Source organism: Kitasatospora sp. YST-16 (genome assembly GCF_026802215.1).
Taxonomy (GTDB): Bacteria; Actinomycetota; Actinomycetes; order Streptomycetales; family Streptomycetaceae; genus Kitasatospora; species Kitasatospora cineracea.
Window position 1 is genome coordinate 4,224,659 of the sequence record NZ_CP113837.1, and the last position, 22,214, is coordinate 4,246,872.

Here is a 22,214-nt window from a genome sequence, read left to right on the forward strand (position 1 = left end):
GGAATCCCCTCCCCCGACGATCCCGCGCGCGACGCCCCGATCCACTGCACCCACCTGCCCGACGGGGGTGCAGCTACCTGCACCCCCGGGAGCCCTGACGGGCGGTCAGCCGTCCTCGAAGGGCTCCTCGCTGAACCGGAACCAGGCCCGGGGCGGGTCGATGTGCAGCAGGAACTCGGCGACCGGGCCGTCGGGGGAGTGCAGGGCGTAGTCCCGTTCGACGGCGGTGTAGGCGCGGTCGAACTCCCCCACTCCTCCTCCCGGACCAGGCGGAGCGTCTCGGCGAACCGCGGCGCGGCCTCCGCCCAGCCCGGGCCCGGGACGAACTCGCCCCGCAGCCAAGGGAAGTCCGCCTCGTCGATCCGGATCTCGCCGACCGGTTCGGTGCCGCGCAGCAGGTGCCAGGTCTCTTCGGTGAACAGGGTCATCCGGTCAGTCTGCCGCGGGGGTCGGACACCGTCCGGTGTCAGGCGCGCGCGCCGGTGCTTCACTCGTACGGGTGGATTCGGGAATCCGGGCGGCCCAGCGGGGTACCGGTGACCGCGGGCCCGTGGGCTCGTTAGGCAGCGCGCCGATCTTCGTCGACGACACACCACTTCGTCGACGACACACCAATCCAGACGCACACCCAGGGGCGGGACCCAGTGGCTCAGCCGTTCGAACTGCCGGACTTCTACGTGCCGTACCCGGCCCGGATCAACCCGCACTACGAGGAGGCGCGGGTCCACACCAAGGAGTGGGCGCGGGGCTTCGGCATGCTGGAGGGGTCGGGCGTCTGGGAGGAGCACGACCTCGACTCGCACGACTACGCGCTGCTCTGCTCCTACACCCACCCCGACTGCGGCAGCGAGGCGTTGAACCTCGTCACGGACTGGTACACCTGGGTGTTCTTCTTCGACGACCACTTCCTGGAGATCTTCAAGCGGACCCTCGACCGCGAGGGCGGCAAGGCGTACCTGGACCGGCTGCCCGCGTTCATGCCGATGGACCTCGCGGACGGCTACCCGGAGGCCACCAACCCGGTCGAGGCCGGCCTGGCCGACCTGTGGCAGCGCACCGTCCCGCACATGTCGCCGCACTGGCGGGCCCGGTTCGCCGAGTCGACCAGGAACCTGCTGAACGAGTCGCTCTGGGAGCTGTCGAACATCAACGAGGGCCGGGTCTCCAACCCGGTCGAGTACATCGAGATGCGCCGCAAGGTCGGCGGCGCGCCCTGGTCCGCCGGGCTGATCGAGTACGCGGCCGACGCCGAGGTGCCCGAGCCGGTGGCGCACTCCCGGCCGCTGCGGGTCCTGCGGGACGCCTTCTCGGACGGCGTGCACCTGCGCAACGACCTGTTCTCGTACGAGCGCGAGATCGGCGAGGAGGGCGAACTGTCCAACGGCGTCCTGGTGCTGGAGACCTTCCTCGGCTGCTCCACCCAGCAGGCCGCGGACGCCGTCAACGACCTGCTCACCTCCCGGCTCCAGCAGTTCGAGAACACCGCGCTCACCGAACTGGGCCCGCTGTGCGCCGAGCACGCGCTGAGCCCGGCCGAGGTCGCCCGGGTGGTGGCCTACGTCAAGGGCATGCAGGACTGGCAGTCCGGCGGCCACGAGTGGCACCTGCGCTCCAGCCGCTACATGAACGGCGGCGGTGCGGCCGCGCCAGCCCACGGCCCCAGGGGCCTGGGCACCTCCGCCGCCAACCTCCGGCTCGCGGCGGGCATCCGCGGCCTGCGCAGCTTCGTCCACACCCCGCACCGCCGGACCGGCCCGGTGCCGCTGCCCGACCTCCCGATGCCGTACCCCCTCTCGCTCAACCCGCACCTGGACGGCTCCCGGGAGTACGTGGTCCGCTGGGCCCGCGAGTTCGGCCTGCTCGACCCGGAGCCCGGCGTCCTGGGCTCCGACGTCTGGGACGAACGCAAGCTCCGCGACTACGACTTCGCGCTGTGCGCCGCGGGCATCGACCCCGACGCCACCCCCGCCGAGCTCGACCTCTCCTCCGCCTGGCTGACCTGGGGCACCTACGCCGACGACTACTACCCCGCCGTCTTCGGCCACCCCCGCGACCTGCTCGGCGCGAAGGCCGCCAACGAGCGGCTGCACGCGCTGATGACGCTCGACGGCAGCCTCCCGTTCGCGCCGCGCAACGCCCTGGAGTCCGGCCTCGCCGACCTCTGGCAGCGCACCAGCGCGCCGTTCGAGCAGGGCGCCCGGGCCAAGTTCCGCAAGGCGGTGGGGGACATGCTCGACAGCTGGCTCTGGGAGCTCGCCAACACCGCCCAGAACCGCATCCCCGACCCGGTCGACTACATCGAGATGCGCCGCGCCACCTTCGGCTCCGACCTGACGATGGGCCTGGCCCGGCTCGGCCGCGGCGAGGTGATCCCCGAGGAGGTCTACGCGAGCGGCACCCTGCGGGCGATCGAGAACTCCGCCGCGGACTACGGCTGCCTGGTCAACGACCTGCACTCGTACCGCAAGGAGGTCGAGTACGAGGGCGAGTTCCACAACCTGGTCCGGGTGGTGGAGAACTTCTTCTCCTGCGAGCCCGCCGTCGCCGTCGACATCGTGGCCGACCTGACGGCCTCCCGGCTCGACCAGTTCGCGCACGTGGTCAAGGGCGAACTCCCGCTGCTCAAGCAGGACTTCGCCCTCGACGGTGAGGCCGAGCAGGCCCTCGACGGGTACGTCCGCGAGCTGGAGGACTGGATGGCCGCCGTCCTCAACTGGCACCAGCGGTGCGACCGCTACACCGACGACGTGCTGCGCCGGCACTTCGCCCCGAAGACGGCCGTCCCGGCGGAGCTGGGCACCTCGGCGATGCGGATCCTGCAGGCGATCGGCCGCTGAGGCGCGCGGAGCACGAGCAGGGGCGCGGTTCCCCGCGCCCCTGCTCGTGCACCCTCGGCCCGTGCCGTTACTGCCAGTTGCTGTTCTGCTGCGGCTGCACCGGCGGCGCCTGGTGCGGGACCGGGGCCGGGCGGTGCGGGTGGTGGTGGCCGCGCGGGTGCCGGGTGAGGGTGTAGCCGAGGACGCCGGCGAGGGCGGCCAGCACGCCGCCCGCGACGGTCCACCACCAGCGGGTGTTCCAGCCGGAGAAGAGGTCCGAGTACCAGTGGGACTCTTCCGCGACGGGCGCCGCCGCGTACGTCGCGCTCGCGCTCGGCGCCGGGGTGGCCGCCGCGGCGGCGGCCGTCGCGCCGGCGTTCACCGGCGGCACCAGCGGGGCCTTCAGCGAGCCGCCCTCGGGCTGGGCGTCGTCCGCGCCGCCCTTGGCGGCGACGTGCACGTGGACGGTGGCGGCCAGGCCGAGGTCGGTCTGCGGGATGTCCGTGGTGGACAGCCGGACGTAGTACGTGCCGGGCAGCGGGTCGCCGGACCACGGCTCGGCCCAGGAGCGGATCTGCCGCAGCGTGCAGCTCAGCTGCAGGGTGGCGGCGCTCTGCTCGCCGGCGCCCTCCTGCGGGCCCGCGGTGCAGGACTGCCGGCGGCGCAGGCCGTCGAACAGCTCCAGCGACCAGGTCTGCGGGCCGTGCCGGTCCGCGGCGTCCGGCAGGGTGACCTTGACCTGGACGGTCGGGGTCTGGCCCTCGGAGGCCGGGAACGCCCAGTACAGGTAGTCGCCGGTGGAGACCGGGACGTCCGCGTCCTGGCCGGCGGCCAGCGTGGTCGCGGTCAGGAAGCTGGTGCCGACCGAGTTCAGCACCGGCTTGGCGGTGCCGGACGCCGAGGCGGACGGCGAGGCCGAGGCGGACGGGGACGCGGCCGAGGCCGTCGCCGGGGCCAGCAGCAGCAGGCCGGTGAACGCGGCGGCCGAGGCCGCGGCGGTGAGGAGCTTGCGCATCGTCAGTTCTCCCGCCAGACGGCGATCCGCCAGCGTGCCAGCCAGCCGAAGATCAGACCGGCGAGCAGGCCGGCCAGGGTCAGGACACCGAGCAGGATCCAGCCGCGGCCCAGGCCCATCGCGGGGCCGTCCGGGGCCGGGGAGGCCGCGGCGACGTCCACCGTCAGCTCCAGCGGCAGGCCCGGGTCGGCCTGCACGCCCGCCTGCGCGGCGAACGAGTTGCTGACCACCAGGCAGACCGTCCGGACGTTCGCGGCGGAGCCGGCGCCCTTCGACGGGGAGGCCGGGGCCGAGGACGAGTCGTCCCCGGCGGCGGACCAGCGCACGCCGGTCGAGGCGACGTCGGTGCGGCCCGAACCGGCGTCGCTGCCGCGCACCAGCTCCTGGCCGCCGCTGTCGGTGGCCTGCAGCAGCACCCCGTAGTCCCGGGCGACCGCCCGGTCCGGGGTGACGCTGACCGAGGCGCGCAGCTCCTCGCCCGCCTTCACCGGCACCCGGTACACCCGGTGCTCGGAGAACTTCTCCCGGTCGGTGTACACGCCGGGCGTCAGGATCGGGGCGTCCGCGCACTTCTCGGAGCCGGCCACCTTGGCGGGGGCGATGGTGTGGGTGTCCTGGGCGCGGTTGACCAGCTGCTTGACGCGCTTGGTCAGCTGCTCCTGGGTGCGGACGTCGGTGAAGGTGCCGCCGGTCGCGTTGGCGATGCAGATCAGCTGCTGGCGGGTCTTGTCGTCGTGCGCCAGGCCCAGCGTGTCGACCACCAGGTGGATGCCCTGGCTGGCCAGTTCGCGCGCCACGTCGCACGGGTCGGGCGGGGCGCAGGTGTCCTCGCCGTCGGTGATCAGCACGATCCGGCGGGTGGTCGGCCCGGTGCCCAGGTCCTGGGCGGCGGCCCGCAGCGCGATGCCGATCGGGGTCCAGCCGGTGGGGCGGACGGTGGCGACGGCCGTCTTGGCCTCCACCTTGTTCGTCTTCCCGACCGGGTAGAGCTGCTGGGTGTCCTTGCAGCCCTCCTTCTGGTCGTTGCCCGGGTAGGTCGCGCCCAGGGTGCGGATGCCGAACTCGGTCTCGTCCGGCAGCGCGTCGATGACCTCCTTGATCGACTGCTGGGCGACCTCCATCCGGCTCTTGCCCTGGATGTCCATGGTGCGCATCGACCCGGATCCGTCCAGGACCAGGTCGACCTTGGGCGCCTCGGTCGCGGCGGGCGGGGCCCCGGGCTCGTCGGCGTACGCGGGGAAGGTGCCCAGCACGGTGCCGACGACTATCGTCAGGGCCCCGAACAGGGCGGCCGCGCGGGCCGTCCGTCGTGGTGTGGTGGTGGTGATCACCCGCCGCATCCTAGGGACCGTCAGTTCGAATCACCCAACGCGGGTGGTGGGCGGCCGCCTACCCTGAACGGACGGACGGAGCAGGCGAGGAGAGCGCATGACGGTGCGTCTGGCCGGGGTGGGGAAGCGCTACGGGCGCGGCGGGCCGTGGATCCTGCGGGGCGTCGACCTGGTGCTGGAGCCGGGCGGGATCGTCCGGGTCGAGGGGGCCAACGGCAGTGGGAAGTCGACCCTGTTGAAGGTCCTGGCGGGCATCGAGCGGGCCGAGCGGGGCACGGTGCGCGCCCCCGGCAGCCGGGCCTACGTGCCCGAACGCTTCCCGCCCGCACTGCCGTTCGACGCCCGCGACTACCTGTGCCACCTCGCCCGGGTCCGCGGCCTGAGCGCCGACCAGGGGCGCCGGCGCGCCGACCACTGGCTGGAGCGCTTCGGCATCACCGGCTACGCGGGCACCCCGATCGGCCGGCTCTCCAAGGGCACCTGCCAGAAGGTCGCGGTCGCCCAGGCCCTGCTCGCCGAGGCGGACCTGCTGCTGCTGGACGAGGCGTGGACCGGCCTCGACCGGGCCGCCCGCGGCGAACTCGACGCCGCCGTCGCCGAACGGGCCCACCGCGGCGGGCTGGTGGTGTTCGTCGACCACGACCCGGCCCGGCTGGCCGGCCTCACCACCGCCGGACACCTCGTCAGGAACGGCACCCTGCACGCGGTCCCGCCCGTCCGGGCCGACGAGGACGGCCCCCGCGCGGTGGTGGTGGTCCGCGCCGAGCGCCTGCCCGAGCACCTCCCCGGGAACCCCGAGCGCAAGCCGCTCGCCGACGGCACCGTCCGCCTCGACGTGGCCGCCGCCCACTCCGACACCCTGCTGCGCCGACTGCTCGACTCGACGCCGCCGGTGCACGTCCACAGCGTGGCCGGGCCCGAGCACCCCGAAGGAGTCCGGCCGTGACGCTGCGCGCGCTGACCCGCTACCACCTGGCACTGCTGGTGCGCTCGCAGCGCTGGCTGCCCCCGGGCCTGGCGTACCTGGTGGTGCTGGGCCTCGGCCTGTCGGCCGGGGACAACGCCTCCTCGGCGGCCGCCTTCTCGGCCGGGCTGCTGGTGCCGGTGACCGGCTGGCTGGTGCGCGGCGCGGTGGGCGCCGAGCCGGCCCAGTCGCGGGCCTGCCTGGTGGCGGCGGCGGGCTGGGCCCGGGTGCACCTGTCGGCGCTGCTCGCGGCGGCCCTCGCGGGCCTGGCGCTGGGGGCGCTCGGGCTGCTGGCGGTGCTGCTGCTGGGCAGCAAGGTGTCCGGCCCGATGGCCGCCGGGGGCGGGCTGGCGACGCTGGTGTGCGCGCTGTCGGGCGCGGCGGTGGGCGCGGTGTGCAACCGGCCGGTGGTGGCGGGCGCGTACGCGGTGCCGCTGGGGCTGGGCGGGGTGGTGGCGGTGCTGCTGGTGCCCGGGTCCCCGGCGAACGCGGTGGTGCGGACGCTGGTGCTGGGCGCCCGGCAGCAGGGGCCGGACCTGCCGTGGTGGACGCTGCCGGCCGCGGCGGCGCTGGCGGCCGGGTGCTGCTGGGCGGCGGTGGCCGCCGCGGTGCGGCGCGGCGACTGAGCGGCCCCCGCGCCGGGGCCGGAAACGGACACACCGGGTCGGATCGGGTCGAACGCGGCAGGTGGTGGCTAGGGTGCTGGGGGACGTGCCCAACGCCTGTCGGAAGGAAGCCCGCCGTGAGCAACCTGTTCGCGATCGCCTACCCGGATGTCCCCACCGCGCAGAAGGTCCGTGACGAACTGGTCGGCCTGCAGAAGCAGAAGCTGGTCGACCTCGAGGACGTCGTGGTGGTCGAGCGCCGCGAGGACGGGAAGATCAAGCTGCACCAGGCCATGTCCAACACCGGCATGGGCGCGGCCTCCGGCGCCCTGTGGGGCGGCGTGATCGGCCTGCTGTTCTTCATGCCGTTCCTGGGCGCCGCGATCGGCGGCGCGACCGGCGCGGCGGTCGGCGCCTCCACCGACACCGGCGTGGACGACAACTTCATGCGCCAGGTCGGCGAGAAGCTGGAACCCGGCAAGGCCGCGGTGTTCGCCCTGGTCCGCTCGGCGACGCAGGACAAGGTGATCCCGGCGGTCGCCCAGTTCGGCGGCGAGCTGATCCAGACCTCGCTCAGCCACGACGAGGAGGAGCACCTCCGGGAGATCGCCAAGGCGGCGTACCCGGCCTCGACGCTCTGACGCATCCACGGACTCCTCCGGCGGGGTGCCGGGCGCGCGACGCCCGGCACCCCGCCGTCCGTGCCCCTTCGAGCTGGCGAGGACGGCTGGTGGTGGCGACTGACTCCGCGGCCCGGGCGGCCCGGGTGCCCCGCGCGCGGCGGGCCGGGACGGGGCGCTGGACCGAACTGGTGCTGGTGCTGGCCGCGGTGGGCCTCGCGGTGTTCGGCTACGTCGAGGTCGGGGTCAACCTCGACGGCAAGGCCCCGCCGGACGCCGCCCAGTACGGCGCCGCGCTCGGCGTGCTCGCCCTGCTGGCGCACGGCGCGGTGCGCTGGCGCGCCCGGTGGGCCGACCCGCTGCTGCTGCCGATCGCGGTGCTGCTCAACGGCATCGGACTGGTCGTCATCTACCGGCTCGACCGCAACCCCGGCAGCGCCGCCGCCCCCACCCAACTGCTCTGGTCCACCCTCGGGGTGGGCCTGTTCATCGCGGTGCTGCTCCTGCTGCGCGACCACCGCCGGCTCCAGCGCTACGCCTACGTCGGCGCGTTCGTCGCCCTCGTCCTGCTGGTGCTGCCGGTGTTCTTCCCGCCGGTGTACGGCTCGCGGATCTGGATCACGCTGGGCCCGCTCTCCTTCCAGCCCGGCGAGTTCGCCAAGGTCCTGCTGGCGGTCTTCTTCGCCGCCTACCTGGCCGCGCACCGGGACGCGCTGGCGCTGACCGGCCGCAAGGTGCTCTGGTTCCGGCTGCCGCTGGGCCGGGTGCTCGGCCCGGTGCTGCTGATCTGGGCCGCGTTCGTCGGCGTGCTGGTGCTGGAGACCGACCTCGGCACCTCGCTGCTGTTCTTCGGCCTGTTCGTGGTGATGCTGTACGTGGCCACCGCCCGCACCGGCTGGATCGTGATCGGCCTGCTGCTGTCCGCGCTGGCCGCGGTCGGCGTCGGCTGGCTCTCCCCGCACGTGCACAGCCGGGTCACCGAGTGGCTGCACCCGCTGGCCTCGATCGAGGCCGGGCAGGGCGCCAACCAGATCGCCCAGTCGCTGTTCGCCTTCGCCTGGGGCGGCCAGCTCGGCACCGGCCTGGGCCTGGGCCACTCCGCGCTGATCGGCTTCGCCACCAAGTCCGACTTCATCCTGGCCACCGTCGGCGAGGAACTCGGCCTGACCGGCCTGTTCGCGGTCCTCCTGCTGTACGCCCTGCTGGTGGCCCGCGGCTTCAGGACCGGCATCGCGCTGCGCGACCCGTTCGGGCGGCTGCTCGCCATCGGCCTGGCCGCGCTGGTCGCCATCCAGGTGTTCGTGGTCGCGGGCGGCGTCCTCGACCTGATCCCGCTGACCGGCATGACGCTGCCGTTCATCGCCCAGGGCGGCTCGTCCGTGGTCACCAACTGGATCATCGTGGCGCTGCTGGTGCGGATGAGCGACCTCGCCCGGCGCCCCGTCCCCGAGGAGGACGCGTGAGGCCCACCCGGCCCGAGGGCACCAACGGCGGGCCGCAGGGCCTGCCGGGCATCTCCACCACCGGCCGCCGGGCCGGCACCTTCTGCATGCTGCTGATCGTCGCCCTCGCCGTCCAGGCCACCCGGGTCCAGGTCTTCCAGAAGCACGACCTCGACCACAACAGCGCCAACCAGCGCGCCACCATCCAGCGCTACGCCCAGCCCCGCGGCAACCTGCTGGTCGCCGGACAGCCCGTCACCGGCTCCGCCCCCACCGGCGGCCGCTACGCCTACAAGCGCACCTACACCGACGGCGCGCTGTACGCCCCCGTCACCGGCTACTCCTCCCAGACCTACGGCAACACCCAGCTCGAAGGCGTCTACGACGACCTGCTCTCCGGCACCGACCCCCGGCTGGCCGGCTGGGCGGTCTGGGACGCGGTCACCCGGCAGCAGCAGCCCGGCGGCGACGTGGTCACCACCATCGACCCGGCCGCCCAGCGCGCCGCCATGCAGGGCCTCGGCAACCAGAAGGGCGCCGTCGCCGCGATCGAACCCGCCACCGGCCGGATCCTCGCCCTCGCCTCCACCCCCGGCTACGACCCCGGCACCTTCGCCGGGACCTCCGCCGCCGACCAGAACGCCTGGAAGAAGCTCCAGGACGACCCCGACCAGCCGATGCTCAACCGGGCGCTGCGCCAGATCTACCCGCCCGGCTCCACCTTCAAGGTGGTCACCGCCGCCGCCGCGCTGGCCAACGGCGTGGTCACCGACATCGAGGCGCCCACCGACGCCCCCTACCCGTACGTCATGCCCGGCACCACCACCCCGCTCAACAACGACACCAGCGCCTGCGACCGGGCCGGGCTCTCGCTCGACGAGGCGATGACGCTCTCCTGCAACAGCGTGATGGGCTACCTCGGCGTGCAGACCGGCCTCGACCGGATGACCGCGATGGCGAAGAACTTCGGCTTCAACGACGCCCGGCTCGACACCCCGGTGCGCGCCGCCCGCTCCAACTTCGACACCGAGATGAACAAGTCCCAGCTGGCTCTCTCCTCGATCGGCCAGTACGACACCGCCGCCACCCCGCTGGCGATGGCCATGGTCGCCGCCGGGGCCGCCGCCGACGGCCAGGTGATGTATCCACAGCTTGTGGACAAGCTGACCAAGGCCGACGGCAGCCAGGTCCAGCTGATGCACCCGAGCCTCTACCACCAGGCGTTCGGGGCCGCGGTCGCCCAGCAGCTGCGGCAGTTGATGGTCGACGTGGTCGAGAACGGCACCGGCCGCAACGCCCGGATCCCCGGCGCCGAGGTCGGCGGCAAGACCGGCACCGCCCAGCACGGCGTCGACAACTCCGGCACCCCCTACGCCTGGTTCATCGCCTGGGCCCGCCCGGCCGGCTCCACCGCCGTCCCGCCGGTCGCCGTCGCCGTGGTCGTCGCCGACAGCCAGGCCGACGACGTCACCGGCGGTGGGCTCGCCGCGCCCATCGCCAGGTCCGTCATGCAGACCGTGCTCAACCGCTAGCGGGTCCAATCGGTGGAAAACCACCCTTTGGTACTGTCACCGGGCTGATTCCCCACCAGAAGGACACCGATGAGCACCACCCGCCTGCTGCGGCGCAAGCCCGTGGACACCCTGATCGCCGAAGCGGGCGGCACCGGAGCCGGGCACCTGCGCCGCTCCATCGGACTCTGGCAGCTCTCCGCGATCGGCATCGGCGCCACCGTCGGCACCGGCATCTTCTTCGTCCTCACCACCTCGGTGCCCGAGGCCGGCCCCGCCGTCGTGCTCTCCTTCGTGATCGCCGCCGTCACGGCGGGCCTCACCGCGCTCTGCTACGCCGAACTCGCCTCCGCCATCCCGGTCGCGGGCTCCTCCTACTCGTACGCCTACGCGACCATGGGCGAACTCGTCGCGTTCGGCGTCGGCGTCTGCCTGCTGATGGAGTACGGCGTCTCCGCCTCGGCGATCGCCGTCACCTGGGGCCAGTACCTCAACCAGTTCTCCGACCTGGCCTTCGGCCTGCACCTCCCGGCCGCGCTCACCGCCCCGCCCGGCGCGGGCGGGGTCTTCAACCTCCCCGCGGTCGTCCTGGTGCTGCTGGTCACCGTCCTGCTGATCCGCGGCGTCGGCGAGTCCGCCAAGGTCAACGCCGTCATGGTGGCGATCAAGCTGGTCATCCTGGTGCTGTTCGTCGCGGTCGGCCTGACCGGCTTCAGCGCGGGCAACTTCACCCCGTTCGCGCCCAACGGCTGGGACGGCGTCCAGACCGCCGCCTCCACCATCTTCTTCTCCTTCATCGGCCTCGACGCCGTCTCCACCGCGGGCGAGGAGGTCCGCGACCCGCGGCGCACCCTCCCGCTGGCCATCCTGATCTCGCTGGTCGTCGTCACCACGCTGTACCTCGCCGTCGCCGTCACCGCGATCGGCGCCCAGCCCTGGCAGCGGTTCGACGGCCAGGAGGCCGGGCTCGCGCAGATCCTGCAGGACGTCACCGGGCACAGTTGGCCCGCCCTGGTCTTCGCGGCCGGCGCGATCGTCTCGATCTTCTCGATCACCCTGGTGGTGATCTACGGCCAGACCCGGATCCTGTACGCGATGGGCCGCGACGGCCTGCTGCCCTCCCCCTTCACCCGGGTCTCCGCCCGCACCGGCACCCCGGTCTGGAACACCCTGGCGGTCGGCGCCGCGGTCGCCGTCCTCGCCGCGGTCTTCCCGCTCAAACTGCTGGCCGACATGACCTCGATGGGCACCCTGGTCGCCTTCACCGCGGTCTCCCTCGGCATCATCGTGCTCCGCCGCACCCGCCCCGACCTGCCGCGCGGCTTCAAGGTCCCGCTCTACCCCGTCACCCCGCTGCTCAGCGCCGCGTTCTGCGTCTACCTCATCACCAAGCTGCACGCCGACACCTTCCTGGCCTTCGCGGTCGTCCTCGCCCTCGCCGCGGTGCTCTACTTCACCTACAGCGCCAAGCACTCCCGCCTCGCCGACCGCGACGGCTCCGAACACCCCGAACCGCCCAAGAACCGGTCATGACCGGACCGGCGGCGCCCCGCCGGACCCGGGCCCTGCCTATCGTGTCCGCAGCACGTTCGAACACGGGAGTGAGCTTGGGCGCCACCGGACGCCGTCGATTCCTCGGACTGGCCGCGGGCGCCGCGGCCGGCCTCACCGCCTGCGGCCCGAGCCGCCCCGCCGGGCCCGCCCCGGCCCCCGGCAGCGGCACCGCCGCGCCGACCCCGGCCCCGAGCCCGTCCGCCACCGCCGCCGAGAACGCCCGCCCGGGCGACGCGGACTGGCGGATCGGCAACGCCGGCCCGGCCGGGACGATCGAGGGCTGGGCGGACCGGGTCAGCGCCCTGCCCGGCGAACAGGTCGGCCTGCACGTCTCCACCACCGCCCCCGGCTTCACCGTCACCGCCTACCGGATGGGCTGGTACGGCGGCGCGCGCGGCCGCCGGGTCTGGACGTCGGGGCCGCTGCCGGGCGGCAAGCAGGCGCCGTTCACCGTCGACCGGACCACCCGCGCGGTCAGCACCGCCTGGCCCCGCACCACCACCGTCGACACCACCGGCTGGCCCGAGGGCTGCTACCTGCTGCGCCTGGACGCCGACGGCGGCGCCGGACAGCAGTACGTCCCGCTGACGGTGCGCTCGCGCACCACCGCCGGGACGACCGTCGTGGTCAACGCCGTCACCACCTGGCAGGCGTACAACGAGTGGGGCGGCTACAACCTGTACAACGGCCCCACCGGCGGCCTGCCCACCCGCTCGCTGCAGGTCGGCTTCGACCGGCCCTACCGGTACGACGACGGCGCCGGGCTGTTCCTGGTCTACGAGGCCCCGCTGATCGCGCTCGCCGAGAAGCTCGGCATCCCGCTCTCCTACACCACCGGCATCGACCTGGCCGCCGACCCCGAACTGCTGCACGGCGCCAGGGCGGTGCTCTCGCTCGGCCACGACGAGTACTGGTCCCCGGAGCAGCGCGCGCACGTCACCGCCGCCCGGGACGCCGGCACCCACCTGGCCTTCCTCGGCGCCAACTGCTGCTACCGGCGCGTCCGTTACGAACCCTCGCCGACCGGGCCGGACCGCACCGTGGTCTGCTGGAAGGGCGCCTGGAAGGACGACCCGGGTTACAGGGCGGGCCACCCGGCCACCACCGACTTCCGCTCCCCGCCCGGCGCCGACCCCGAGTCCTCGCTGCTCGGCGTGATCTACGACGGCTACCCGGTCGACGCCCCGTACGTGGTCACCAACCCCGGCCACTGGCTGCTGGCGGGCACCGGGGCGAAGAGCGGCGACAGCTTCCCGCACCTGGTCGGCGTCGAGTACGACCGGGTCGACCCGTCCTTCCCGACCCCGGCCGGCATCGAGACGATCGCGCACTCCCCGGTGGTCTGCGAGGGCCGGCACTCCTACGCGGACACCGCGCTCTACACGGCGGGCAGCGGGGCGCTGGTCTTCGCCACCGGCACCATGCGCTGGGTGGAGTCCCTGGACGCGACCGGCCCGGCGGGCGGCAGCGCCATCCACGGCATCGACGGCCGGGCCGGGGACTTCACCCGCAAGGTCACCGAGAACCTGCTGCGCAGGTTCGCCGGCACCGACCACTAGGCCCGGAACACGGAGAGCAGGGGCCCGGAACGCGGAACAGGGGCCCCCGGAGAGGGCCCCTGTCCTCCGTCGCGGCGCTGCTTACTTGTTGCCGACCCGCAGCACCTTGGAGACCGCCGGCCCGGCCGCGGTGGCGCCGTGGCCGCCGCCCTGGACCTCGGCGGCGACCGCCAGGTTGCCGGAGTAGGCGGTGAACCAGGAGTTCGCGTCGGTGCTGTTGTCGACCTCGGCGGTGCCGGTCTTCGCGCCGGAGCCGGCCGGCAGCGCGGGCTTGACGGCGGCGGCGGTGCCGGAGCGGACGGTCTGCACCATCAGCGACTGCAGGCTGCCGAGCACCTCGGGGGAGAGGTTGCGGGCCGCCTTCGCCTGCGCCATGCCGGGCACCAGGATCGGCTGCCGGAACACCCCGGACTGCACGGTCGCGGCGACCGAGGCCATGGCGAGCGGGTTGGTGCGCACCTTGCCCTGGCCGATGAACTCGCTGGCCGCGCCCGCCATGTTGCCCTCGGTCGGGATGTCGGTGTCGAAGTTCGACAGGCCGGTCTGCCAGACCAGGCCGAGCCCGAAGACGTCCTTGGCGATGGCGGGCAGGCTGCCCGGCTTGAGGACGTCCTTGCCCTTCTCGATGAAGGAGGTGTTGCAGGAGTTCACGAACGCGTCCGTGAGCGTGTAGTCGGGGTGCGCGCCGGGCTCGTCGTTGGAGATGGACTTGCCGGTGACCATGGTGGTCTCCGGGCAGGGCATCGGCGAGGTGGGCGTCAGGCCGGCCTCCAGCAGGGCCGCCGAGGTGATCACCTTCATGGTGGAGCCGGGCGCGGTCGCGCCGGAGAAGGCGCGGTTCTGGCCGGTCGAGGGCGAGAAGGCGTAGGCCAGGATGTTGCCGCTGCTGGGCTCGACGGCCACCAGCGAGGACGGCTTGCCGGTGGCGGCGACCTCCTGCTCGGCGGCGGCCTGCAGGTCGGCGTCGATGGTGAGCTTGAGGTTGGGGACGGGCCTGGGGTCCTTGATGGTGAACAGCTTCTCGTCCGCGCCCTTGTTGCCGGAGGCGTTCGCGGCGGAGATCACCACCCCGCTGCCCGCGTCCGCCGGGTCGCCGCCCTGCGGGGCCGCGCTCTTGAGCTTGTTGAGCAGGCCGGCGAGCGAGGCGTAGGCGGCCAGCGGCCGGCCCTTGCGGTCGGTGACGGTGGAGGGCGCGGCGTACAGCGGCTTGATCGAGATGGTCTCGTTGGCGTCCAGCTTGGGGTGGATGACGCTGGGGGCCCAGTGCACGGCGGCGGTGCCGTCGCTCATCTTGACCACGCCGAGCACGCCGTCGTAGTTCCAGGGGGTGCCGGTGTCGGCGAACTCCAGGGACGCCTTGAAGCTCTCCAGCACGCCGGTGGGTGCGGGGCTCCCGGTGGCGGAGGCCGACGCGGAGGCCGCGGACGAGGCCGGGGCGGACGCCGACTTGGACGCGGCCGGGCTGGGCGCGGTGGTGGGCCCGCCGACGGTGAGGTGGACGGCGCTGGGCTTGACGCCCGACTGGAAGGCCTCCAGCGCGGCCTGGGCCTTGTCCGGGTCGTCGGTGAGCTTGGCGGCGGCGAACAGGTCGCCCTTGCCCCAGGCGTCGAGGAAGGCCTTGGCGCCGGAGGCGGCGAGTTCCTGGCTGGGGGGCTCGGCGACCACCGTGCGCGGCTTCTTCGCCTCGGCCCCGCCCGAGCCGTCGCCGGAGACCAGGGCGTAGGCCCCGTACCCGCCGCCGACGAGCACCGCGGCTGCGATCACCGAGACGCCGATCTTCGCGCCCTTGTTCACGTCGTGTCCCCCAGGGTGTGTCGTGGCCGTCGGAGTTCAGCGGCCACGACACCATAGGCAGACCTCTTCCGTGCACTCACGACACGCCGGTGGTTTGTGACAGTTCCGGTACACGTGTGCAGGTGTCGTGGCCGTCCGGCCGGGCCGGTCAGATCCAGGTGTCGAGCCACATCCGGGCCCGCCAGTCGTCCATCGGGATCGTCTGCCCGGTGTAGATCGGGTAGAAGTACAGGAAGTTCCACATGACGGCGACCACCAGCAGCCCGGCGCCGGTGCCCCCGGCGAGCCTGCGGTCGGGCGAGGCGTCGGCCCGGCCCAGCATCGCGCCGATCATCATGGTCACCGCGAGCACCAGGAACGGGACGAAGCACACCGCGTAGAACAGGAAGATCGTCCGGGCCTGGTAGTTGAACCAGGGCAGGTAGCCGGCGGCCAGCGCGCACAGGATCGCCCCGGCCCGCCAGTCGCGGCGCATCGCCCAGCGGTACAGGCAGTACGCCAGCGCGACGATGCCCGCCCACCACAGCAGCGGGGTGCCGATGGCGAGCACCTCGCGGGCGCACTCGGCGGTGGTGCAGCCGGACTGGCCGTTCTTCGGGGACTCGTAGAAGAAGGAGACCGGGCGGCCGAGCAGCAGCCAGCTCCACGGGTTGGACTGGTAGGTGTGCGGGCTGGTCAGGTTGACGTTGAAGTGCCAGATCTCGTGGTGGTAGTGCCACAGGCTGCGGGCCCAGTCCGGCATCCAGGTCCAGGAGCCGCCGGGGTGCTGGGCCGCCCAGTCGCGCAGGTAGCCGCCCTTGCCGGGCTCGGGGGAGGAGAGGATCCAACTGGTCCAGCTCGCCAGGTAGGTGGCGCCCGCGGCCAGGCCGATGCTCAGGCCGGACCAGCAGAAGTCCCAGAGCTGGCGGACGATCAGCGGCAGGCTGCCGGGGACGCGGCGGACCGCGGCCAGCCGGCGGGCCGAGGAGTCCCAGAACGCGGCGAGCAGCACCAGGGCCAGGATCGCCGGGGCGCCGCTCCACTTGGTCCCGGTCATCAGGCCCAGGCAGACGCCCGCGGCCAGCCGGTAGGGGCGCCAGCCCAGGTGCCACCAGTCGGCGGGCAGGCCCTGCTCGATCCGCTCGGCGATCCGGGCCCGGGTCCGGTCCCGGTCGACCAGCAGCAGGCCGAACGCGGCCAGGAACCAGAACATCACCAGCAGGTCGAGGATGGCGGTGCGGCTGAGCACGAAGTGCAGGCCGTCCACGGACAGCAGCAGGCCCGCCACGCAGCCCAGCAGGGTGGAGCGGAACATCCGGCGGCCGATCCGGGCCAGCATCAGCACCGAGAGGGTGCCGAGCACCGCCACCATGAACCGCCAGCCCAGCGGGGACATCCCGTAGAGCTGCTCGCCCAGGGCGATGATCCACTTGCCGACCGGCGGGTGGACCACGAACGCGGCCTGGTGCTGCAGCGGGACGGCCGGGTTGGGCGCGGTGATCAGGCCGTTGGCGTCGTCGGGCCAGCTGCTCTCGTAGCCGAGGTGCCAGAGCGCGTACGCGTCCTTGGCGTAGTACGTCTCGTCGAAGATCAGCGCGTGCGGGCTGCCGAGGTTGGTGAAGCGCAGCACCCCGGCGAACAGCGCGACGGCGAGCGGGCCGAGCCAGCCGGCCCACCGGCACAGCCAGGACCACAGCGGGTCGGGCAGCCGGACGCCGAGCCGGGCGAGCAGCGGCGAGGGCTCGACCACCGCGGGGGTGACCCCCGGCCCGTCCGGCATCGGCGGCACCAACTGCTCGGCCGCGGACGCCCGTCGGGGCGCCCGGTAGCCGGCGCCGGCCAGCGCGCGGGCCCAACGGGAGGTCGGTCCGGGCTCCGCGCGCGGCGCCGGAACGGCGGCCGGGTCGGCCGGTTCCAGCACGGTCACGCCGCCCCGCTCGGGGTGGTCCATACCACTCTCCATGTCGCCGTTCACGGGCCACATCGTAGGGGCAATGGCGGAAGTCACAAGGGGTCCCCGACCCTCGCTTCCCACCCGCGCCCCGCTCACCAGCCACGGGCCGCCCTCCGGTAGGGGAGGATGGTGCCGTGACTGGTGTTCTCGTACTGGCAGGTACCCCCATCGGCGACGTCGAGGACGCGCCGCCCCGACTGCGCGCCGAACTGACCGGCGCGGACGTCATCGCGGCCGAGGACACCCGGCGGCTGCGCCGGCTGACCCAGGCGCTGGGCGTCGCCCCGGCGGGCCGGGTGGTCTCGTACTTCGAGGGCAACGAGGTGGCCCGCACCCCCGAGCTGGTGGCCGCGCTGCAGGGCGGCGCCCGGGTGCTGCTGGTCACCGACGCCGGGATGCCCTCGGTCTCCGATCCCGGCTACCGGCTGGTGGACGCCGCCGTGGCCGCCGGGATCAAGGTGACCGCGGTGCCCGGCCCGTCCGCGGTGCTGACCGCGCTGGCGCTCTCCGCGCTGCCGGTGGACCGGTTCACCTTCGAGGGCTTCCTGCCGCGCAAGGCCGGCGACCGCTCCCGGCAGCTCGCCCAGGTCGCCGCCGAGCCGCGCACCATGGTGTTCTTCGAGGCCCCGCACCGGATCGCCGAGACGCTGGAGGCGATGGCCGCCGCGTTCGGCGCCGACCGCCCGGCCGCGGTCTGCCGGGAGCTGACCAAGACCTACGAGGAGGTCAAGCGCGGCCCGCTCGGCGAGCTGGCCGCCTGGGCCGCGGACGGCGTCCGGGGCGAGATCACCGTGGTGGTGGCCGGCGCCCCGCCGGCCGCGCCGGAGGAGGTCGGCCCGGCCGAGCTGGCCCGCCGGGTGGCCGTCCGGGAGGAGGCCGGGGAGCGCCGCAAGGAGGCGATCGCGGCGGTCGCGGCCGACCTGGGCCTGCGCAAGTCGGTGGTGTTCGACGCCGTGGTGGCCGCCAAGCACGCCCCCTGACCGGCCGGCCGCCCCGCCCCGCCGCCCCGCCGGTCAGTTTGTATGGCAATGGCCGGAATCGCGCGTACGTTGGAATGAGCACCCCAGCGGAGGGCCAATTCGGGACCAAGACTTGGCAAGCCGGGCATCGGAAGGAGCCTCCCGGGCATTCCCTGGGATGGAACAACCCGCACCCGGCCGGAAGGACCGGGCGACGGGCTCCGAGCGAAGCGAGGTGGCGCATGAGCGACACGATCGACAGCCCCCGGAACGGCGGAGCACCCAGCGGCCTCGGCACGACCAGCCGTCCCGCCCCCGTGCAGACGGTCCACGAGGCGTACTCCTTCGCCTGCCTCAACTGCGGCTACGGCTGGGAGCAGGCGTACGACATCGAGCACCACACGGCCAAGGACGGCCACACCGTCGTCGAGTACACGGCCAACGGCGTCCGGGTCCCCTCCCCGCTGCGCGAACTGGTCTGCCCCGGCTGCGGCGGCGAACGGGTCCGGATCATGCGGGCCGGGCGGGTGGCCGGCGTGGCCGCCGTCATGGAGAAGGGCTCCGGCTACGCCCCCACCGCCGAACCCGAGGGCCCGCCGGAACCGCCCGGACTGCGGGCCCGGCGCCGCCGCTGGCCGTTCGGCTCCCGCCGCACCGGCTGACCCCGCCCGGCCCCGCCCCCGCCCGGGGCGGGGCCGCGCCCGACTAGGATCCCGGGCTATGGCGGCCATGGCAGAGCACCCCGGCGGCGGCGCGTACTACGTCACCACCCCGATCTACTACGTCAACGACCGGCCCCACCTGGGCCACGCGTACACCACCGTCGCGGGCGACGTGCTGACCCGCTGGCACCGCCAGCGCGGCGAGGACGTCTGGTACCTCACCGGCACCGACGAGCACGGCCAGAAGATCCTGCGCACCGCCGAGGCCCACGGCACCACCCCGCAGGAGTGGTGCGACCGGCTGGTCGAGGAAGCCTGGAAACCGCTCTGGGAGCACCTGCGGATCGCCAACGACGACTTCATCCGCACCACCCAGGCCCGGCACACCGACCGGGTCCAGGAGTTCGTCCAGGACCTGTACGACAAGGGCGAGATCTACCGGGGCAGCTACACCGGCCCCTACTGCGTCGGCTGCGAGGAGTACAAGCTCCCCGGCGAACTGCTGCCCGGCGCCACCGAGGACGAGAAGCTCTGCCCGATCCACCGGCGCCCCGTCGAGTGGCTGGAGGAGGAGAACTACTTCTTCCGGCTCTCCGCCTACGGCCCGAAGCTGCTGGAGTTCTACGCCGCCCACCCGGACTTCATCCAGCCCGCCGCCGCCCGCAACGAGGTGCTCCGCTTCGTCGAACAGGACCTCAAGGACCTGTCGATCTCCCGCTCCACCTTCGACTGGGGCATCCCGCTGCCCTGGGACGACCAGCACGTCCTGTACGTGTGGGTCGACGCCCTGCAGAACTACATCACCGCCGCCGGGTACGGCGCCGACCCCGAGCGCTTCGCCCGGCTCTGGCCCGCCTCCGTGCACCTGGTCGGCAAGGACATCCTGCGCTTCCACGCCGTCATCTGGCCCGCCATGCTGATGGCCGCCGGACTGCCGCTGCCCCGCCGGATCGTCGCCAACGGCTGGCTGATGGTCGGCGGCGAGAAGATGAGCAAGTCCAACCTCACCGGCATCGCCCCCACCGACCTCACCTCGCACTTCGGCGTCGACGCCTACCGCTACTACTTCCTGCGGGCCGTCCCGTTCGGCACCGACGGCTCGTTCTCCTGGGAGGACTTCACCGCCCGCTACACCTCCGAACTCGCCAACGACTTCGGCAACCTGGCCTCCCGGGTCACCGCGATGATCGGCAGGTACCACGACGGGGTGCTGCCCGTGGCCGCCGCCCCCGGCCGGGCCGAACAGGCCGTCGCCGACGCGCTGGCGAAGGCCGTCGAGGAGGCCGACCGGAGGATCGGCGAGGAACTCGACTTCGCGGGCGGCATCGCCGCGGTCTTCGAGTTCATCAAGACCGTCAACGGCTACCTCACCGAGCAGGAGCCCTGGAAGCTCGCCAAGTCCCCCGCGGACGCGGACCGGCTCGCCACCGTCCTGTACACCGCCGCCGACGCGCTGCGGGCCACCGCCGTCCTGCTCAACCCCGTGATGCCGACCGCCGCGTCCGCGCTCTGGGACTCCCTCGGCGCCGGACCGGCCCTCGGCCCGCTCGCCGACCAGCGCCTCGCCGACCCCGCACGCCTGCCCGCCGGCGCCACCGTCACCAAGGGCGACCCCCTGTTCCCCCGACTCGAAGAGAAGACCACCTCCTGATGGCCGCGAAGAAGAACGACGACCGCTCCACCCCGCCGCCGCTCCCCGAGCCGCTGGCCGTCCCGGTCGCCGACTCGCACACCCACCTCGACATGCAGTCCGGCACCCCCGCCGAGGGCCTGGCCCGGGCCGCCTCGGTCGGCGTCACCACCGTCGTCCAGGTCGGCTGCGACGTCCCCGGCTCGCGGTGGGCCGCCTCGCTGGCCGAAGAGCACGAACAGGTGCACGCCGCCGTCGCCCTGCACCCCAACGAGGCCCCCCGGATCTTCCTCGGCGACCCCGACGGCTGGTCCGGCCAGCGGCGGAAGCCCGGCGGGCAGGCCGCCCTCGACGAAGCCCTCGCCGAGATCGACCGCCTCGCCGCCCTCCCGCACGTCCTCGCCGTCGGCGAGACCGGACTCGACTACTTCCGCACCGGCCCCGAGGGCGTCGACCTGCAGAAGGAGTCCTTCCGCCGCCACATCGAGATCGCCAAGCGCCACGGCAAGGCCCTGGTCATCCACGACCGCGACGCCCACCAGGACGTCATCGACCTCCTCCTCGAAGAGGGCGCCCCCGAACGCACCGTCTTCCACTGCTACTCCGGCGACGCCGCCATGGCCAAGACCTGCGCCGAACACGGCTGGTACCTCTCCTTCGCCGGCCCCGTCACCTACAAGGCCAACCACCCCCTGCGCGAAGCCCTCACCGCCACCCCCCTCGACCGCGTCCTGATCGAGACCGACGCCCCCTTCCTCACCCCCCACCCCTACCGCGGCCGCCCCAACGCCCCCTACCTGATCCCGGTCACCCTGCGGGCGATGGCGGCCCACCTGGCCCTGGGCGAGGACGAACTCGCCACCGCGATCTCCGCCAACACCGCACGCGCCTTCGGCTACTGACCGGCCCCGTATCCTTGGCGGGTGAGCACCACCGAACCCACCTCCGACGGCCACCTGCTGGGAGCCGCCGACATCCGTGCGCTGGCCGAGGCGTTCGGCGTGAAGCCGACCAAGCAGCGCGGGCAGAACTTCGTCATCGACGGGAACACCGTGCGGCGGATCGTCCGGGCGGCGGGGGTGACGGACGAGGACGCGGTGGTCGAGGTCGGGCCGGGGCTCGGGTCGCTGACGCTGGCGCTGCTGGAGGTGGCGCGGCACGTCACGGCGGTGGAGATCGACCCGGTGCTGGCCCGGCACCTGCCGGACACCGTGAAGGGCCGGATGCCCGCCAAGGCCGACGGCTTCGACCTGGTGCTCAGCGACGCGATGGACGTCACCGAGCTGCCCGGCCCCGCGCCGACCGCGCTGGTGGCCAATCTGCCGTACAACGTCGCCGTGCCGGTGCTGCTGCACATGCTGGAGACCTTCCCCAGCATCGAGCGCACCCTGGTGATGGTGCAGAGCGAGGTCGCCGACCGGCTCGCCGCCAAGCCCGGCAACAAGGTGTACGGCGTGCCCTCCGTCAAGGCCAACTGGTACGCGGACGTGAAGCGCGCCGGGGCGATCGGGCGGAACGTGTTCTGGCCCGCGCCGAACGTCGACTCCGGACTGGTCTCGCTGATCCGCCGCGACCCGCCCGCCACCACCGCCACCCGCCGCGAGGTGTTCGCCGTCGTCGACGCCGCGTTCGCCCAGCGCCGCAAGACCCTGCGGGCCGCGCTGGCGGGCTGGGCCGGGTCGCCCGCCGCCGCCGAGGAGGCGCTGCGCGGCGCCGGGATCGACCACACGCTGCGCGGCGAGATGCTCACGGTCGAGCAGTTCGCCGCGATCGCCGAGCACAAGCCCAAGGCCACAGAGGCAGCAGAGGAACACTGAAC

18 protein-coding genes are annotated in these 22,214 nt (G+C 73.5%); 13 read left to right on the forward strand and 5 right to left on the reverse strand.

Annotation, left to right across the window (positions count from 1 at the left end; genetic code table 11):
• Nucleotides 1-105 precede the first annotated feature (105 nt).
• A complete protein-coding gene (locus tag OU787_RS34580) occupies nucleotides 106-252 on the reverse strand; it encodes a hypothetical protein (protein ID WP_327059401.1) in 147 nt (48 codons plus the stop codon).
• Between the two features lie 392 nt (nucleotides 253-644).
• Between OU787_RS34580 and OU787_RS19450 the strand changes: the two genes are divergently transcribed.
• Nucleotides 645-2,837 carry a terpene synthase family protein gene (locus tag OU787_RS19450; RefSeq protein ID WP_268660141.1) on the forward strand — a complete coding sequence of 731 codons (2,193 nt, stop codon included), beginning with the start codon at nucleotides 645-647 and terminating at the stop codon, nucleotides 2,835-2,837.
• 67 nt (nucleotides 2,838-2,904) lie between these two features.
• On the opposite strand, the gene OU787_RS19455 is transcribed toward OU787_RS19450, so the two are convergent.
• Nucleotides 2,905-3,831, reverse strand: coding sequence for a peptidase (locus tag OU787_RS19455; RefSeq protein ID WP_268660142.1), 927 nt, complete (start codon nucleotides 3,829-3,831; stop codon nucleotides 2,905-2,907).
• 2 nt (nucleotides 3,832-3,833) lie between these two features.
• The gene (locus tag OU787_RS19460) at nucleotides 3,834-5,171 is read right to left on the reverse strand and encodes a VWA domain-containing protein (RefSeq protein WP_268660143.1); all 1,338 of its coding nucleotides are present in this window, start codon (nucleotides 5,169-5,171) and stop codon (nucleotides 3,834-3,836) included.
• Nucleotides 5,172-5,259: 88 nt separating this feature from the next.
• On the opposite strand from OU787_RS19460, the gene OU787_RS19465 reads away from it, so the two are divergent.
• The 7 genes from OU787_RS19465 (at nucleotide 5,260) to OU787_RS19495 (ending at nucleotide 13,417) form a co-directional block, all read left to right on the forward strand.
• Nucleotides 5,260-6,108 carry an ABC transporter ATP-binding protein gene (locus tag OU787_RS19465; protein WP_268660144.1) on the forward strand — a complete coding sequence of 283 codons (849 nt, stop codon included), beginning with the start codon at nucleotides 5,260-5,262 and terminating at the stop codon, nucleotides 6,106-6,108.
• The gene (locus OU787_RS19470; RefSeq protein ID WP_268660145.1) at nucleotides 6,105-6,752 is read left to right on the forward strand and encodes an ABC transporter; all 648 of its coding nucleotides are present in this window, start codon (nucleotides 6,105-6,107) and stop codon (nucleotides 6,750-6,752) included. Before OU787_RS19465 ends, OU787_RS19470 begins: the two co-directional genes overlap by 4 nt.
• 116 nt (nucleotides 6,753-6,868) lie before the next feature.
• Complete coding sequence (locus OU787_RS19475) at nucleotides 6,869-7,372, forward strand: DUF1269 domain-containing protein (RefSeq protein ID WP_030463175.1); 504 nt, start codon at nucleotides 6,869-6,871, stop codon at nucleotides 7,370-7,372.
• 92 nt (nucleotides 7,373-7,464) lie between these two features.
• Nucleotides 7,465-8,814 carry an FtsW/RodA/SpoVE family cell cycle protein gene (locus tag OU787_RS19480; protein WP_035956998.1) on the forward strand — a complete coding sequence of 450 codons (1,350 nt, stop codon included), beginning with the start codon at nucleotides 7,465-7,467 and terminating at the stop codon, nucleotides 8,812-8,814.
• A gap of 86 nt (nucleotides 8,815-8,900) precedes the next feature.
• Nucleotides 8,901-10,325: a penicillin-binding transpeptidase domain-containing protein gene (locus tag OU787_RS19485; RefSeq protein ID WP_268661891.1), complete on the forward strand. Its 1,425-nt coding sequence runs from the start codon at nucleotides 8,901-8,903 to the stop codon at nucleotides 10,323-10,325.
• Between the two features lie 69 nt (nucleotides 10,326-10,394).
• Nucleotides 10,395-11,837, forward strand: a complete 1,443-nt coding sequence (locus OU787_RS19490; RefSeq protein WP_268660146.1) for an APC family permease — start codon at nucleotides 10,395-10,397, stop codon at nucleotides 11,835-11,837.
• Nucleotides 11,838-11,905: 68 nt separating this feature from the next.
• Nucleotides 11,906-13,417 carry a N,N-dimethylformamidase beta subunit family domain-containing protein gene (locus tag OU787_RS19495; RefSeq protein ID WP_387854776.1) on the forward strand — a complete coding sequence of 504 codons (1,512 nt, stop codon included), beginning with the start codon at nucleotides 11,906-11,908 and terminating at the stop codon, nucleotides 13,415-13,417.
• Between the two features lie 81 nt (nucleotides 13,418-13,498).
• Here OU787_RS19495 and OU787_RS19500 read toward each other — a convergent pair whose 3' ends face one another.
• On the reverse strand, nucleotides 13,499-15,211 hold the full coding sequence (locus OU787_RS19500) for a penicillin-binding transpeptidase domain-containing protein (RefSeq protein ID WP_268660148.1): 1,713 nt from the start codon (nucleotides 15,209-15,211) through the stop codon (nucleotides 13,499-13,501).
• 148 nt (nucleotides 15,212-15,359) lie between these two features.
• A complete protein-coding gene (locus tag OU787_RS19505; protein WP_268660149.1) occupies nucleotides 15,360-17,141 on the reverse strand; it encodes a dolichyl-phosphate-mannose--protein mannosyltransferase in 1,782 nt (593 codons plus the stop codon).
• Nucleotides 17,142-17,278: 137 nt separating this feature from the next.
• Here OU787_RS19505 and rsmI point away from each other — a divergent pair, with 137 nt between their 5' ends.
• The 5 genes from rsmI (at nucleotide 17,279) to rsmA (ending at nucleotide 22,212) form a co-directional block, all read left to right on the forward strand.
• Nucleotides 17,279-18,124 (forward strand): 16S rRNA (cytidine(1402)-2'-O)-methyltransferase, encoded by an 846-nt coding sequence (gene rsmI, locus OU787_RS19510; RefSeq protein ID WP_030463182.1) that lies wholly within the window; start codon nucleotides 17,279-17,281, stop codon nucleotides 18,122-18,124.
• Nucleotides 18,125-18,345: 221 nt separating this feature from the next.
• Entirely contained in the window at nucleotides 18,346-18,765 is a 420-nt protein-coding gene (locus OU787_RS19515) for a hypothetical protein (protein ID WP_051817650.1), read from the forward strand.
• Nucleotides 18,766-18,823: 58 nt separating this feature from the next.
• On the forward strand, nucleotides 18,824-20,416 hold the full coding sequence (gene metG / locus OU787_RS19520; RefSeq protein WP_268660150.1) for a methionine--tRNA ligase: 1,593 nt from the start codon (nucleotides 18,824-18,826) through the stop codon (nucleotides 20,414-20,416).
• Nucleotides 20,416-21,297 carry a TatD family hydrolase gene (locus tag OU787_RS19525; RefSeq protein WP_268660151.1) on the forward strand — a complete coding sequence of 294 codons (882 nt, stop codon included), beginning with the start codon at nucleotides 20,416-20,418 and terminating at the stop codon, nucleotides 21,295-21,297. Before metG ends, OU787_RS19525 begins: the two co-directional genes overlap by 1 nt.
• Nucleotides 21,298-21,318: 21 nt before the next feature.
• Nucleotides 21,319-22,212: a 16S rRNA (adenine(1518)-N(6)/adenine(1519)-N(6))-dimethyltransferase RsmA gene (rsmA, locus tag OU787_RS19530; RefSeq protein ID WP_268660152.1), complete on the forward strand. Its 894-nt coding sequence runs from the start codon at nucleotides 21,319-21,321 to the stop codon at nucleotides 22,210-22,212.
• Nucleotides 22,213-22,214: the final 2 nt, after the last annotated feature.

Excerpts from the sequence above, each read along its gene's own strand:
- OU787_RS19465 (WP_268660144.1), top strand. The coding sequence starts at position 5,260 with ATGACGGTGCGTCTGGCCGGGGTGGGGAAGCGCTACGGGCGCGGCGGG.
- metG (WP_268660150.1), top strand. The coding sequence starts at position 18,824 with ATGGCGGCCATGGCAGAGCACCCCGGCGGCGGCGCGTACTACGTCACC.
- OU787_RS19460 (WP_268660143.1), bottom strand. The coding sequence starts at position 5,171 with ATGCGGCGGGTGATCACCACCACCACACCACGACGGACGGCCCGCGCG.
- OU787_RS19515 (WP_051817650.1), top strand. The coding sequence starts at position 18,346 with ATGAGCGACACGATCGACAGCCCCCGGAACGGCGGAGCACCCAGCGGC.
- OU787_RS19505 (WP_268660149.1), bottom strand. The coding sequence starts at position 17,141 with ATGGACCACCCCGAGCGGGGCGGCGTGACCGTGCTGGAACCGGCCGAC.
- OU787_RS19485 (WP_268661891.1), top strand. The coding sequence starts at position 8,901 with ATGCTGCTGATCGTCGCCCTCGCCGTCCAGGCCACCCGGGTCCAGGTC.
- OU787_RS19490 (WP_268660146.1), top strand. The coding sequence starts at position 10,395 with ATGAGCACCACCCGCCTGCTGCGGCGCAAGCCCGTGGACACCCTGATC.
- OU787_RS19455 (WP_268660142.1), bottom strand. The coding sequence starts at position 3,831 with ATGCGCAAGCTCCTCACCGCCGCGGCCTCGGCCGCCGCGTTCACCGGC.
- OU787_RS19525 (WP_268660151.1), top strand. The coding sequence starts at position 20,416 with ATGGCCGCGAAGAAGAACGACGACCGCTCCACCCCGCCGCCGCTCCCC.